The sequence below is a fragment of the Pelovirga sp. C15f genome (assembly GCF_057178085.1).
In genome coordinates this window covers 607,028-620,776 of the sequence record NZ_JBXUCV010000002.1, presented here as the reverse complement: position 1 = coordinate 620,776, position 13,749 = coordinate 607,028, and the positions used below count along the sequence as shown (strand labels likewise).

The 13,749-nt window shown below is 54.8% G+C and carries 12 protein-coding genes; 1 reads left to right on the top strand and 11 read right to left on the bottom strand.

Annotated features, from left to right (window positions below):
• Positions 1 to 37: 37 nt before the first annotated feature.
• The 11 genes from AC1931_RS08070 to trpE form a co-directional block, all read right to left on the bottom strand.
• The gene (locus AC1931_RS08070; RefSeq protein ID WP_483876739.1) at positions 38 to 2,104 is read right to left on the bottom strand and encodes an LPS-assembly protein LptD; all 2,067 of its coding nucleotides are present in this window, start codon (positions 2,102 to 2,104) and stop codon (positions 38 to 40) included.
• Positions 2,105 to 2,130: 26 nt separating this feature from the next.
• The gene (locus AC1931_RS08065) at positions 2,131 to 3,411 is read right to left on the bottom strand and encodes a bifunctional folylpolyglutamate synthase/dihydrofolate synthase (protein ID WP_483876738.1); all 1,281 of its coding nucleotides are present in this window, start codon (positions 3,409 to 3,411) and stop codon (positions 2,131 to 2,133) included.
• A 9-nt stretch (positions 3,412 to 3,420) separates the two neighbouring features.
• The gene (gene accD, locus AC1931_RS08060; protein WP_483876737.1) at positions 3,421 to 4,269 is read right to left on the bottom strand and encodes an acetyl-CoA carboxylase, carboxyltransferase subunit beta; all 849 of its coding nucleotides are present in this window, start codon (positions 4,267 to 4,269) and stop codon (positions 3,421 to 3,423) included.
• A 96-nt stretch (positions 4,270 to 4,365) separates the two neighbouring features.
• On the bottom strand, positions 4,366 to 5,175 hold the full coding sequence (trpA, locus tag AC1931_RS08055; RefSeq protein WP_483876736.1) for a tryptophan synthase subunit alpha: 810 nt from the start codon (positions 5,173 to 5,175) through the stop codon (positions 4,366 to 4,368).
• A gap of 104 nt (positions 5,176 to 5,279) precedes the next feature.
• Positions 5,280 to 6,578 (bottom strand): DEAD/DEAH box helicase, encoded by a 1,299-nt coding sequence (locus AC1931_RS08050; RefSeq protein WP_483876735.1) that lies wholly within the window; start codon positions 6,576 to 6,578, stop codon positions 5,280 to 5,282.
• Entirely contained in the window at positions 6,578 to 7,774 is a 1,197-nt protein-coding gene (trpB, locus tag AC1931_RS08045; protein WP_483876734.1) for a tryptophan synthase subunit beta, read from the bottom strand. The genes AC1931_RS08050 and trpB overlap by 1 nt, the downstream gene beginning before the upstream one ends.
• Entirely contained in the window at positions 7,771 to 8,391 is a 621-nt protein-coding gene (locus AC1931_RS08040) for a phosphoribosylanthranilate isomerase (RefSeq protein WP_483876733.1), read from the bottom strand. The genes trpB and AC1931_RS08040 overlap by 4 nt, the downstream gene beginning before the upstream one ends.
• A 3-nt stretch (positions 8,392 to 8,394) precedes the next feature.
• Positions 8,395 to 9,186, bottom strand: coding sequence for an indole-3-glycerol phosphate synthase TrpC (trpC, locus tag AC1931_RS08035; RefSeq protein ID WP_483876732.1), 792 nt, complete (start codon positions 9,184 to 9,186; stop codon positions 8,395 to 8,397).
• Entirely contained in the window at positions 9,183 to 10,232 is a 1,050-nt protein-coding gene (gene trpD, locus AC1931_RS08030) for an anthranilate phosphoribosyltransferase (RefSeq protein ID WP_483876731.1), read from the bottom strand. Before trpD ends, trpC begins: the two co-directional genes overlap by 4 nt.
• Positions 10,229 to 10,813: an anthranilate synthase component II gene (locus AC1931_RS08025; RefSeq protein WP_483876730.1), complete on the bottom strand. Its 585-nt coding sequence runs from the start codon at positions 10,811 to 10,813 to the stop codon at positions 10,229 to 10,231. The genes trpD and AC1931_RS08025 overlap by 4 nt, the downstream gene beginning before the upstream one ends.
• Positions 10,814 to 10,840: 27 nt before the next feature.
• Positions 10,841 to 12,322 carry an anthranilate synthase component I gene (gene trpE, locus AC1931_RS08020; protein ID WP_483876729.1) on the bottom strand — a complete coding sequence of 494 codons (1,482 nt, stop codon included), beginning with the start codon at positions 12,320 to 12,322 and terminating at the stop codon, positions 10,841 to 10,843.
• 573 nt (positions 12,323 to 12,895) lie between these two features.
• On the opposite strand from trpE, the gene AC1931_RS08015 reads away from it, so the two are divergent.
• On the top strand, positions 12,896 to 13,630 hold the full coding sequence (locus AC1931_RS08015; RefSeq protein ID WP_483876728.1) for an IclR family transcriptional regulator: 735 nt from the start codon (positions 12,896 to 12,898) through the stop codon (positions 13,628 to 13,630).
• Positions 13,631 to 13,749: the final 119 nt, after the last annotated feature.

Sequence of the window (13,749 nt, the reverse complement as noted above, 5' to 3'; positions counted from 1 at the left end):
AAAGCCACTCGCCAAGGCCAATAGCAACAACCATTGATTAACCGCCACCCAGACCACCACTGAAGCCGCCAACCGAACCGAGGCCGAGCATAGTAAAGGTCAACATCAGGGATTGTTCATCATCAGTGCGATCACGCAGGGTCAACAGCAGGCTCCAGCATTGTCGGCGGTATTCGATGCCGATTCGCTCCTCGAGGCGATCATTGGTGAAAAAATCGTAGCGTTGCTGATAAGTCAGATAAATCGGCTGCAAAAATCCCAGCCCAAGATTGATTTCACCATAGTCAAGGTCGGTGCTGCGGTCAATATTGTAACTGACCCGCAGGAAGTTTTCAGAGCGATCGGCAACCTGCCCTTCGACCAGCAACTCTTTAAGCTCGTTAGTGCGTGAATCGACAATCACATCCGTCGCCAGGCGAACCTGCGGCAACGGCAACAAGGTTAACTGAGCGCGGGCCTCGCCAAAGCCCTTATCGACCTCGTCCTCATCCAAATGATGCAACAGCGACAGACGCAGATAGAGCCAGTCGCGATATTGGCGGCGGCCATCCTCATTGTCAAGGCGTACCCGCAGACGCTGCACCAGAGCGTACTCAAGACGGTTTCTGGGGGCAATCCGGTCAAAGGAATCAAAAAGGGGAAGATTCTGTTGATCTTTTTCCGGAACATAGTAATAAATAATTTCCGGATTGATGGCATGGCGCACCCTTCCGGAAATACCAAAGGGCAGATCATAGGTGCGTTGCACCGGCGGGGTTGAAACCCGGGTTGTGACCTCGAGGATACCGTGCTGCTGCGTGGTTGATTCCTGGTCAAGATTCCAGTAGTAACGCTGCCGATAGGCCATTGAGGGGTTGACACTCAGCAGATTAAAGAGCCGCGAATTCATGCTTAAAACCGGGCGCAACATCAAACGCTGCCCCGTCAGACCTTCTTGCCGCCAGAAGTAAGTGTACTCAGAGCCCCACTCATAAGCCAGGGGAGTGGGGCCAATGGCAGTGCGGGCAATATTGAAATTGATCCGTGGCAACAGCTGTAAGGTCGTGCGCTGATCGGTCTCAAGATTTTTGGTGTATTGCAGCAGGCCAACCAGATTAGCGCGCCGCCAGTTGCGGCTCAGGGAAAAGGTCGACTGCACCTGATCCCGATTATACTCCCCGGCAACCTCGCCAAAATCCTTGAAGTACTCGTCATCATTCACATAAAGCGCATCAGCCACCATCCGCACCTGACCGGGCAGGGTTCCGGTATGGATCCATTCAAGGGCATAGCGCTCTTCGTCGATCCGCTCATTATCAACCTCTTGCACATCAATATGATAGGCGCGTGCCTCGCCGGCAATGTCATGACCAAAGACATAGCGGTATTCCAACCCCTTGCCGATTCCCATTTTTGACAGGTAGTCAAGGTAAAAGGTGGCATCCTGATTGACGCCAAGCACCTGATAGTAGGCAGCACCGTAACTGAATCCCCGTTTCTTGGAGTAGCCCACAGAAGGCATCAGCAAGCCAGATTTGCGCTCGGTTTTTGCCGGATAAATCATATAGGGAAAGTACAGGGTGGGGATATCCTTGAGATAAAAAACCATATGGCGGGCACGGGCATACCCCCCCAAGGTCACATCAATCGTACCGGCACCAAATTTCCAGTCCGGAACCGCACCATCACAGGTGGTAAAGGTACCTGAAGTTACCCGGTAATCGTCTTCCCCGAGCTGCTCGATGCGGCTGCCGCGAACATGAAGATTGTCCTCCAGCAGATAAAAATAACCCTGGTCAACGCGACCGGTCCCGGCGTTCAGATTGTAACAGGCGGTGGAACCGGTCAGGGTTTCCGTCGGCGACAGAAACTGAACATTACCGCTGGCTTCGACCTCGCCGGTGGCGCGATTCCAGCTCATCTGCTCACTTAGCACCTCAAGTTCACCCTGGTTCAACCGAACATCACCGCTGGCCTGGTAAAGCTCCGCTTCATGGTCATAACTCAATTCATCTGCTTCGAGATAGACCGGTTCTCCCATGACGACCACGCGACTGCGTGCCTCTGCGCTCGTGGCAAAAGACAAACCGATCAACAACAACAGAACCAGATGGCGAATCAACATAAAAAACATCCAAAGGGTGATACGGATCAGCGCATGATCGGTGTTACATCGGCCCGGACAACTACCTGTTCACGGATGGCGGCCACCAGAAACAGGGACCCGGCAACCAGAATCAGCTCATCAGCCGCACGTGACTGTCTGGCCGCCGCCAAAGCCGCTGTCGGCTCAGTAAAAACTCGAGCTGCGACAGCATGGTCGGCGGCGTGGGCACGCAATAGTTCGATATCAGCAGCATCTTCAACCGGCGGCCGGGTAGCATAGAGTGCCTGACAAAAAGGCAGCAGCAGATTGAGCATGGGCAGCACCTGCTTGTCGGCTTTACAGCCGAAGATCAGGTGCACCCCTCCCAGATTTTGTTGCTTCAGATAATCAGCGAGAATCGTCGCACCGGCCTGATTGTGAGCGCCGTCAAGCAGCAGTCGCTGCGGCAGCCACTCCAGTCGCCCCGGCCAGCAGACCCGCTCGAGACCCGAGCGAACAGCGGACGGGTCAAGTTCGACCCCGATCTCACGCAAACAACCGGCGGCGGCAGCGGCCAGCGCAAGATTCTGGTGCTGATGCAAACCGGGCAGAGCCGGACGAACAGCCTCCAGTTCGAAGGAGCCGACCTGAACATCAAACCCTTCCGGCCTTGATTGCCAGCAGTAGTCGCGCTCGGGGAGCAGCAGCCTGCTGCCCAGCTGCTGTGCACGTTGTGCTAATACCGCCGCCGCTTCCGGGGGCTGACAGGCACTGATAACCGGCACACCGGGCTTGATAATGCCAGCCTTCTCACCCGCCACCTGCGCCAGAGTTTCACCGAGATGACGGGTATGGTCAAGGGCAACAGGGGTGATCAGGCACAATTCCGGGGCAACCACATTCGTGGCATCCAGGCGCCCCCCCATTCCGCATTCCATGATCGCCCAGGCAACCCCATGACGCTGAAAAGCGAGCAACGCCATTGCGGTAGTCACTTCGAAGAAGGTTGCCTTCAGCTGTTCAGCGTGAGGTCGCAATTCCTTAATCAGCGCTACTATCTCATCAAGCTCAAGCTGACGGGTATCAATCCGGATGCGTTCAGTAAATTGATGCAGATGAGGTGAGGTATAAAGACCCGAAGGGATATCGGCAGCGTGGAAAACAGCCGCCAGGGCGGCAGCAGTCGAGCCCTTACCGTTGGTTCCGGCGATATGCAGTATCCGCAGATGTCGTTGCGGGTTGCCAACGCGATCAAGCAGCTCTGCAATCGTTTCAAGGCCCAGCTTGATCCCGAAAAATCGCAGCGCATAAAGATAGTCAAGGCTGTCGCGATGATCTTGAAGCATCGCCTGCGATCAGCTTCTGGTGAAGATACGCAGAATCTGTGACAGGGTCTTCTTCATTACCTGGCGCTTGACAATCATATCGACCATACCGTGTTCGAGCAGATACTCCGAACGCTGAAATCCTTCCGGCAGGGTTTGGCGAATCGTCTGTTCAATCACCCGAGGACCGGCAAAACCGATCAGCGCCCGGGGTTCCGCAATATTCAAATCGCCAAGCATGGCAAAGCTGGCGGTCACTCCCCCGGTGGTCGGGTCAGTCAGAACCGAAATAAAAGGGATGCCGGCGGCTTTCAGGCGCGCCAGAGCCGCACTGGTTTTTGCCATCTGCATCAGCGACAGAATACTCTCCTGCATCCGTGCGCCCCCCGATGAAGAGAAGATCAGCACCGGGGCCTGGATTTCCAGCCCTTTTTCAACGGCCCGGGTGATTTTTTCACCAACCACGGAGCCCATGCTCCCCCCCATAAACGAGAAATCAAAGACAGCAACCACCACCGGCAGACCGTCGAGTTGGCCTGTGCCGCAGATGACCGCATCACCGTCTCCGGCTTTTTTGACCGCGGCCTTGATCCGATCCTTGTATTTTTTTGAATCCTTGAAGTCGAGAAAGTCGACCGAACGCATTTTGGCGTCCATCTCAACAAAGGTCCCGGCATCAATAATTAAATCGATACGTTCCCGAGCGCCGATGCGAAAATGGTAATCGCACTTCGGACAGACATTAAAGTTACGTTCAATCTCTTTACAATAGATAATTTCCTGGCAGTTTTTACACTTGGTCCAAACCCCCTCAGGAACCTGGACATTTTTCTTCTCGACTGAAGCCGTCAAAGACTTTTTCTTACGAAACCAGACCATGCTCAACCTCTTTAGTGGTTCGTGAACCTGCAGATGTCATGTTTTTAAGCCGTTCCGGCGCTCAAAATGAATCGTCAATCGAGTGTCACAACCTCTTTATTTAGAATTTATTTTTTTGCAGCCCTGTTTCAACGATTTAGTAAAGGCTGCAACCTTGCCCAGCAGGGTCTCATCCGACCCATGCTCGCCAATAATCCTCACCAGAGCACTGCCGACAACGACCGCATCGGCAAATTCAGCCACCGCCTGCACATCGGCCGCGGTACTAATCCCAAAACCTACAGCCACCGGCACCTGCGACAGGGTTTTAAGCTGGACGACCACATCGCGGATAGCCGCCGGTGATACTGCCTGGGTTCCGGTGACCCCGGTCATCGACACATAATAGATATAACCTTCCGCAGCAGCAGCCAGACGCTTCGTCCGTTCCAACGGCGTGGTTGGTGCCAGCAGGGTAATCAGCGGCAACCCGGCAGCGTCGGTCGCCGGCTTGATTTCAGCCATTTCTTCCGGCGGCAGATCAACCAGTAATAAGCCATCGACACCGGCCGCCACGGCATCACGGGCAAAGCGCTCAACCCCGTAACGAAAAACCGGATTGTAATAACCCATCAGCACCAGCGGGATCTCCAGCTCGCGGCGCGCCCGGGCGACGATATCCAACACCGTCGTCAGGGTCGTACCAGCGGCCAGGGCACGTTCTGATGCTGCCTGAATCGTCGGACCATCAGCCATCGGATCAGAAAAAGGCACTCCCAGCTCGATCACATCGGCACCGGCTGCAGCGAGGGTTTTGATTAACTCAAGGGTCCGCTGCGGGGAGGGATCCCCGGCTGTAATGAAAGGAATAAGGGCAGCTTCGCCCCGCTTTTTCAATTCATCAAAGGTGTGTTGCAGACGTGACATAACATCCTTGTTCATGAACAACGCTGGTTAGACCATTAAACTTCTTGACAACGACAGTTCACCTTAGACGATTCTGTGCGCGGGTTTCAATCATTTTTTTGTAACTACTGGTTATTACTGCGTGGCTTTGTCGCGCCGCCGCTGCCACCTGATCCAGGGGCTCCCGGCTTCCGGCCGCGCCGCGGCCGCCGGCGCTTGCGCGGATCGGCGGGCTTTTCGAGCACCGGTCGCTTCTTCTTCGGACGCGCACGCTTGTAGGTAAAGCAGAAATCTTCATCCACAGGAACCTCGCTGGGGATCTTGAAACCGAGATAATCTTCAATTTCCGGCAGCACATAGACGGTTTCTTCATCAGCAAGGCTGATGGCCCGACCGGCCGCTCCCGCCCGTGCGGTGCGGCCGATACGGTGAACATAATCTTCACGATCCTGGGGCAGATCATAATTGATAACGTGGGTGACCTGATCAACATGAATCCCGCGCGATGCGACATCGGTGGCAACCAGGTGAGTAATGCTTCCAAGCTTGAACTGATCCAGGATCCGCATCCGTTTTTTCTGCGGAATGTCTCCAGACAGGACGGCACTGGAAAGATCGTTAACCTGCAGCAAGGCATCGAGCTTTTCCGCCTCGATCTTGGTATTGACGAAAATCATCACCCGCTCAGCATTTTTTTCCCGTTGCAGCAATCCCAGCAGCAGGGCGAATTTTTCCCGGCGGGTCACATGGTAAAGCACCTGCACAACGCCCTCAGCGGAGACCTGTTCGGGAGCAATCTCAACGCGCTCGGCCAAGTTCATAAACTCATAGGCCAACTCCATCACCTGGGGCGAAAGGGTAGCCGAAAAGAGCATGGTCTGGCGTTTTTCAAAGGGGGGCAATTTTCGCAGGAGGTAGCGCAGATCCTTGATAAAACCCATATCAAACATCCGGTCAGCTTCATCAATCACCAACGCCTCAACCTGGTTAAATGAAAACACCCGCTGTTTGAAGTAATCAATCAGTCGCCCGGGGGTGGCAACGATGATATCGACACCATCGCGCAGGGCCTGACGCTGCTTTTCGTAATCAACACCACCAAAGATCGGCTGGATCTTGATGCCGGTATGACGTCCGAGCAGCTCGGCATCCTGACAGATCTGCACGACCAGTTCACGGGTGGGCGCCATCACCAGAGCGCGCGGGCTGTCCCCGGACGGGCGCGGATTAGCCAGCAGCCGGCAAAAAATCGAAATCAGAAAAGCGGCGGTTTTTCCTGTACCGGTCTGGGCCTGAGCAGCCACATCTCTGCCCTGCAGGGCCAAGGGGATCGATTGCTGCTGAACCGGGGTTAAATGTTCGAACTCAGCATCAGCAATACCCTGCATCACTGTTGCCGGTAGATCTAATTCGGTAAACCTCATTACAACTCGACTTTCATCGCTTGTGCGACCGTATTGATATCCTTGTCTCCTCGACCCGATAGACAAACAAGGATAATCTGATCTGTACTCATGGCAGGGGCCATTTTGATCACCTGGGCAATCGCGTGGGCACTTTCAAGAGCAGGGATAATCCCTTCGATCTCTGTTAGCTTGCGAAATGCGGCCAGGGCTTCGTCATCCGTCACGGAAACATAGCAGGCGCGCTCAATATCATGGAGGTGAGCGTGTTCCGGGCCGACACCGGGATAATCAAGGCCGGCCGAAATGGAGTGGGCGTGCTGAATTTGACCGTCGGCATTCTGCAACAGGCTGGTTTTGTTGCCATGGAGGACTCCCGGAGAACCGGCACCAAGGGAAGCCGCATGTTTGCCGGTTTCGATGCCGAGCCCCGCCGCCTCAACGCCTAGTAGTTGTACCCGAGAATCGCCGATAAAAGGGTAAAACAGGCCGATGGCATTGGAGCCGCCGCCGATACAGGCCACCGCGACATCAGGCAAGCGCCCCGCGGCAGCCAGGATCTGTTCTTTAGCCTCGTTCCCGATAACCGCCTGAAAATCACGGACCATCATCGGATAGGGATGCGGACCGGCGACCGTACCGATAACATAAAAGGTATCGCGGACGTGGGTCACCCAGTGGCGCAGGGCATCATTCATGGCATCCTTCAGGGTCGCCGTACCGCCCGCGACCCCGGTCACCTTGGCCCCGAGCAGCTTCATGCGAAAGACGTTCAACGACTGCCGCCGGATATCTTCTGTGCCCATGAAAACTTCACACTCCATGCCGAACAGAGCCGCTACCGTCGCAGTAGCCACACCGTGCTGTCCGGCACCGGTTTCGGCAATGACCTTTTTCTTCCCCATGCGCCGCGCCAGCAGAATCTGACCGACGGTATTATTGACCTTATGAGCACCGGTATGGTTCAGATCTTCACGCTTAAGAAAAATCTTCGCTCCACCCAACTCGCCGGTCAGACGCTCGGCAAAGTAAAGGGGACTGGGGCGGCCGACATAGTTCTTGAGATAATAATCGATTTCCTGCTGAAACTCGGGATCATTGCGTGCCTCGGCATAGGCTGCTTCCAGTTCAAGCAGTGCCGGCATCAAGGTCTCAGCAACATAACGACCGCCGTATTGCCCAAAATGACCACGTGCGTCGGGATATTCGTAGCTCATGCCTTCCTCACCTGTTCAATAAATTGGGCCACCAGGGTCATGTCTTTGCGCCCCGGCTCCCGTTCAACGCCACTGGACACGTCAACAGCATACGGCTTGACCAGCTGAATGGCCGTGGTTACATTCGCCGGGGTAAGACCACCGGCCAGAATAAGCGGTTTATTCAGTGTAGCACGACTCACCAGTTGCCAATCAAACCGGCGCCCGGTTCCACCGTAATGGTCATCACTCCAGGCATCGAGCAACAGCGCAGCTACCGGATAATCGTCCAGATGGCTCAAAGATCGTTCATCACGCACCCGTAGCGCCTTGATGACCGAATAAGGAGGATGGAGATGGCACTCGGCTGCCGTCTCATCACCGTGCAACTGGATCAGCTGCAAGCCGGTCTGCACCATAATCTGGTGAATTTTTACCGCCGGCATATTAACAAACAGCCCGACAGTGGAAACAAAAGGAGGCAGAACAGCGACAATGTCGGCAACGTCTTCCGGTGCGACATAACGCGGGCTCGCAGGGTGAAAAACAAAGCCCAGGGCATCGGCCCCGGCCGCCACGGCCCCTTTGGCGTCATCAATATTCGTGATACCGCAGATTTTAACACGGGTAACAGCCATCGCCTAATCAGCCCCCAGCAATTCGCGCAATTTTCCGGCAATATCGGCCTCGCGCATCAGGGTTTCCCCAATCAGAAAGGCACGGGCGCCGGCTGCCTGTAGCCTCTCAATGTCAGCGCGCGTGGCGATTCCACTTTCAGCAACTGCCAGTTGGGCCTCCGGCACCAGCGCCGCCAGGGATTCGGTAATCCCCAGATCGGTATCAAAGGTGCGCAGGTCACGGTTATTGATCCCGATCAGATCTACCGGCAGCTTAAGTGCCCGCTGCATTTCAGCAGCATCGTGAACCTCAAGCAGGGTATCAAGGCGCAAGGCCGTTGCCTGCTGCGCCAGCTCCAGTAATTGATCGTCGTTAAGAGCCGCAGCGATCAATAATACCGCATCGGCACCAGCGAGTCGTGCCTGATACAACTGATAGGGGTCAATAATAAACTCCTTGCACAGCAGCGGCAAGGACACCTGCTCACGAATCAACCCCAGATAGCGAAGATGACCGTAAAAGTACTGTTGATCGGTCAGCACCGAAAGACAGGTAGCGCCGGCTTCCTGATATTCTACGGCAATCGCCACCGGGTCAAAATCAGAACGGATGACCCCTCTGGAAGGGGACCCTTTTTTCACTTCGGCGATTACCGCAACCCCTCCTGATGCCGCCATAATACGCAACGCTCGGGCAAAACCCCGTGGAATATCTTCAAGATCGCCGATGCGCCCGGCCAGATCCGCAAGGGATCGCTGGGCTTTAGCAGCTGCAACCTCCTCTTTTTTGGTAACTAATATCCGGTCCAATATCATAAATTCGTCATCCGTACCAGCTCAGCCAGCACCTGTGCTGCCCGACCGTTATCAATGGCCCGAGCGGCCATGGCGATACCGTCGGGAACCGTCTCCACCGACCCTGCCGCCAGCAGTGCATATGCGCTGTTAAGCAGCACAATATCCCGTTGCGCCCCTGGTGTCCCAGCCAAAATGGCGCGGACTATCTCCGCGTTGCGGGCCGCATCTCCCCCCTGCAGGTCGGCGAGGACACAGGGCGTCAGACCAAACTGTTCAGGCATTATGGTGGTTAGCGTCACCCCCGTGCTGTCAATCGCGGCGACTGTCGTCGCACCGGTCAGGGTGATCTCATCCATGCCGTCACTGCCATGAACAACAAAGCCTTTACGACAACCAAGAGAGAACAGCACCGCGGCCATCTTTTCAACCAGGTCGACATGATAAACCCCCAACACCTGGCGGTTGGCACGTGCCGGGTTGGTCAGGGGCCCAAGGATATTAAAGATGGTGCGGATACCGATCTCACGACGCGGGCCGATGGCATGCTTCATCGCACCATGCAGAGCCGGCGCGAACAGAAAACCGACACCGATCTGGTCAATGCACTGGGTCACCAGTGCTGGTGCCACATCCAGGTTGACACCGAGATGCTCCAGCACATCAGCGCTGCCACAGGCCGATGATACACTGCGATTACCGTGTTTCGCCACCTTGACCCCACAAGCGGCAACCACCAGAGCGACGGTGGTGGAAATATTGAAACTGCGGGTGCCGCTGCCGCCGGTACCGCAGGTATCAAGAATGGTTTCGCGGTCAAGATTGATATCATCACGGTCCAGATCCAGGGTTGTCTGCACTGCAATCGGAGTTGCATGGTCGCGCATCACCCGCGCCGCGCCGACGATTTCCGGGATGGTCTCGCCTTTTATCCGCAGCGCCGTGATAAAGGCACCGATCTGCGCGGGGGTTGCTTCGCCGCCCATGATCATGGTCATCACCTCGATCATCATTTCTTCGGACAGATCCCGCCCTTCGACCAGCATTCCAATCGCTTGCCTGATCATGCGGCTTTCTCCTTGCTGCTGAGTTCGAGGAAATTACTCAGTAAACGTTTCCCTTCAACGGTGAGGATCGATTCTGGATGAAACTGTACCCCCCAAACCGGTAGTCGGGCATGTTCCAGGGCCATGATTTCCCCCTCTGCCGTCCACGCCGTTACCTTGAGGACTGGCGGAAAACTTTCACGCTGCGCCAGCAGGGAATGATAACGGGTCGCGATAAACGGATTGGACAGATCACGAAACAAGCTGCTGCCGTCGTGTTCGATGGGGCTGGTTTTGCCGTGCATCAGGCGCTGCGCCCGGACCACCTCGCCACCATAGGCTTCGGTAATCGCCTGGTGACCGAGACAGATACCGAGAATCGGAATCTTTCCGGCAAAACGCATAATGGCAGCGATGGAGATGCCGGCCTGGGCCGGGGTACAGGGGCCGGGTGAAATCACCAGCCGGTCCGGGGCCAAAGCGGCGATCTGGTCCAGGCTGATCTTGTCATTGCGGTACACCTCAACCTCTTCGCCCAGCTCCATAAAATACTGTACCAGATTATAGGTAAAAGAGTCATAATTATCGATCATCAACAGCATTGCATCAGTCCTATTTCACCGCTCATGCTACAATAAACCACGATTTGCCATGTCGATGGCACGCTTGACCCCACGCGCCTTGTTGAGGGTTTCCTGGTATTCCGACTCCGGATCGCTGTCGGCGACAACTCCGGCTCCGGCCTGCAGATGCAACTGATCTTTTTCTATCTGCAGGGTGCGAATAGCAATCGCCAGGTCCATATTGCCACTGAAAGAGAAATAGCCAACGGCACCACCATAAACCTCGCGGCGGACCGGCTCAAGCTCGTCAATAATCTCCATCGCCCGGATCTTGGGTGACCCGCTCAGGGTACCGGCGGGAAAGGTGGCGCGAAACACGGCAAAACTGTCAAGTCCCGGGCGCAGTCGCCCGCGCACATTGGAAACAATATGCATGACATGGGAATAGCGCTCAATCACCATCAGTTCACTGACTTCAACAGTGCCGGCCACCGCCACCCGCCCAACATCATTGCGCCCGAGATCGACCAGCATAATATGCTCCGCCAGCTCCTTCGGGTCGGCCAGCAGCTCTTTTTCCAGGCCCTGATCCTCCGCTACCGTCCGGCCCCGCGGGCGGGTACCGGCGATAGGACGCACCTCGACCTGATCTCCCTCCTTGCGCACCAGTACTTCCGGTGAAGCGCCGACCACAAGAGAGTCGCCAAAACGCAAGAAATACATGTAGGGAGAAGGGTTGATGGTCCGCAAGGCACGGTAGATATCAAATGGATCGGACTGCAAGGGGCCACTGAAACGCTGGGACAGAACCACCTGAAAGATGTCGCCGGCGCGGATATACTCTTTGCACTGCTCAACTGCCGCCTTGAAGTCGGCGCGAGTGAAGTTCGGTACCAGCTCCACCGACCCCGGCTCCCTGGGGGGCGGCTGAGGATAAACCAGCGGGCGCCGCAGCTGATCAATCAGCTGATCAATCTGTTGCCGAGCAGCGGTGTAGGCCCGCTGTGGGTCATCGCCGTCGCGCAGGTGAACATTGTAAACAACCTTCACCTTCTGGCGCATATTATCGAAGATAATCACCCGGTCGGTGATCATGAAGCAGGCATCCCAACCACCGATATTGCGGGGGTTCGAATCCGGCAGATCCTCGATAAAGCGCACCATATCATAACCAAGATAGCCAACCGCGCCACCGCAGAACAGGGGCAGGCCATCAACCTCGACGGGCCGATAAACTGCCATCAGACTGCGCAGATATTCCAGGGGATCTTCTACCGTACCGGACTTTTCGAGCTTGTTGTCAAACAGAACTTCGTAATAGCCGCCACGACAGCGAAATACCCGTGCCGGACCACTCCCCAGAAAGGAATAGCGGGCCCATTTTTCACCACCCTCGATCGATTCCAGCAGAAAAGCATTCTCGCCATCGTCGATCTTACGAAAGGCCGAAACCGGAGTTTCCATATCAGCAAGAATTTCGCGATAGACGGGTATCAGGTTGCCCTGCCGGGCCAGGTGGCAAAAATGGTCTTGGCTGGGGAAATACATAAAAAATCGATGTCCGGAGCGAGCAGGCAGTTATGGCCGAGGATGTGACTTGAAAGTCTGGCTTTTTACCATTCATGAGCAAAACAAGTCAAGACAAGCCACCTCTTACGACCAGCCTTAACTGGGTGAAAAAACGCACAGATTCAGTCAGAGGCAGGATCCCGCTCAAGATAGAACGCTATTTATCTGGCAGCCTATCACCTATGTGAAAAAAAATACCATTTTATTTTTATCATCCAGACTTCACCACAAACTCAAAACAAGGTTATAAAGCACCTTGAAAAGGCACCAGAAAACACAATAAAGACAACTTAAGTAAACATTGTTTTTAAAAAAATACACGCCGTCCAGAAAATGAATTCCATATATTATTCAGAAGCTTATGTTTTAAAAACAGGGCTACTTCAGGCAGGCAATGGGGGCTCATTTTAAAAAAATAAAAAACCGTGTTGACAAAAATATAACAGCGTATTACTGTTTTCGCCATCAGCCTCCCGGGGGGGGGCAAGAGTTGCCAATGAGAATTTTTGACCTATTATTTTATAACCGATCGGTTTCTCCCCAAGGGTATTTATGTCAGGCAGGGATAAAGACTCTTATAATATCCGCTCCGTTGAAAATGCTCTGCACCTGCTCGAAGCATTGGCAAGCGATGGAGACCGATGCAGTCTGGCACAACTTAGCGACAGGCTCGATATGACCAAAGCCAGCCTCTTTCGCCTGATGGCAACTTTTGAAAATATGGGTTACGTCGAGCGCGGAGCGCGCGCCGGCGAGTATCAGCTCGGCATGGGCGTCTTCGAAACCAGTCAGAAACTCCTTGCACGCATGCCGCTGCTGCGCCACGCCCGCCCGGTCATGTCCCATCTGGCACGCCAGTGTGATGAGTCTGTTTACCTGGTGGTACGCCGTGGGCAGGATGCCCTGTTTCTGGAAATGGCCGACAACGATCAGAAGGTCAATGTCGCCCCCCTGACCAGTCATCGTTTTCCACTTGACAGCTGTGCCCCCGGCAAGATCCTGCTGGCTTTTTTACAGGATTCGCCGGCAGAATCCGACCAGTCAGTTTACCGGTCACAACGCTACTGTATTGATCATGATGGACTTGGTGAAGGCAGCAGTGCCCTGGCTGTTCCCCTGTTTCAACAGGGGCAGGAACTGGCCGGTTGCCTTACTATCGTTGCACCAACTTTTCGCATGGATGAGCGGCGCGTTACCAGCGAACTGCTGCCGGCCCTCAAAGCTGCCGGGGATATGATTTCTGCGCGACTTGGCTATAACCTCTACAGCCCCGGAAGACTGACATGATCAAGCAATCGCCATCAGTGTCTTTCGTGGCTCGCAATTTATATTTTCTTACCTGGTTTTAAACTTGGTATTCAGCAAAGAAAGGAGGCCGCGAATTCGAGAGTAAATTTTTGAGCGAA

Coding starts and splice junctions, on each gene's coding strand:
- AC1931_RS08070 (WP_483876739.1), bottom strand. CDS start 2,104: ATGTTGATTCGCCATCTGGTTCTGTTGTTGTTGATCGGTTTGTCTTTT.
- AC1931_RS08065 (WP_483876738.1), bottom strand. CDS start 3,411: ATGCTTCAAGATCATCGCGACAGCCTTGACTATCTTTATGCGCTGCGA.
- accD (WP_483876737.1), bottom strand. CDS start 4,269: ATGGTCTGGTTTCGTAAGAAAAAGTCTTTGACGGCTTCAGTCGAGAAG.
- trpA (WP_483876736.1), bottom strand. CDS start 5,175: ATGTCACGTCTGCAACACACCTTTGATGAATTGAAAAAGCGGGGCGAA.
- AC1931_RS08050 (WP_483876735.1), bottom strand. CDS start 6,578: ATGAGGTTTACCGAATTAGATCTACCGGCAACAGTGATGCAGGGTATT.
- trpB (WP_483876734.1), bottom strand. CDS start 7,774: ATGAGCTACGAATATCCCGACGCACGTGGTCATTTTGGGCAATACGGC.
- AC1931_RS08040 (WP_483876733.1), bottom strand. CDS start 8,391: ATGGCTGTTACCCGTGTTAAAATCTGCGGTATCACGAATATTGATGAC.
- trpC (WP_483876732.1), bottom strand. CDS start 9,186: ATGATATTGGACCGGATATTAGTTACCAAAAAAGAGGAGGTTGCAGCT.
- trpD (WP_483876731.1), bottom strand. CDS start 10,232: ATGATCAGGCAAGCGATTGGAATGCTGGTCGAAGGGCGGGATCTGTCC.
- AC1931_RS08025 (WP_483876730.1), bottom strand. CDS start 10,813: ATGCTGTTGATGATCGATAATTATGACTCTTTTACCTATAATCTGGTA.
- trpE (WP_483876729.1), bottom strand. CDS start 12,322: ATGTATTTCCCCAGCCAAGACCATTTTTGCCACCTGGCCCGGCAGGGC.
- AC1931_RS08015 (WP_483876728.1), top strand. CDS start 12,896: ATGTCAGGCAGGGATAAAGACTCTTATAATATCCGCTCCGTTGAAAAT.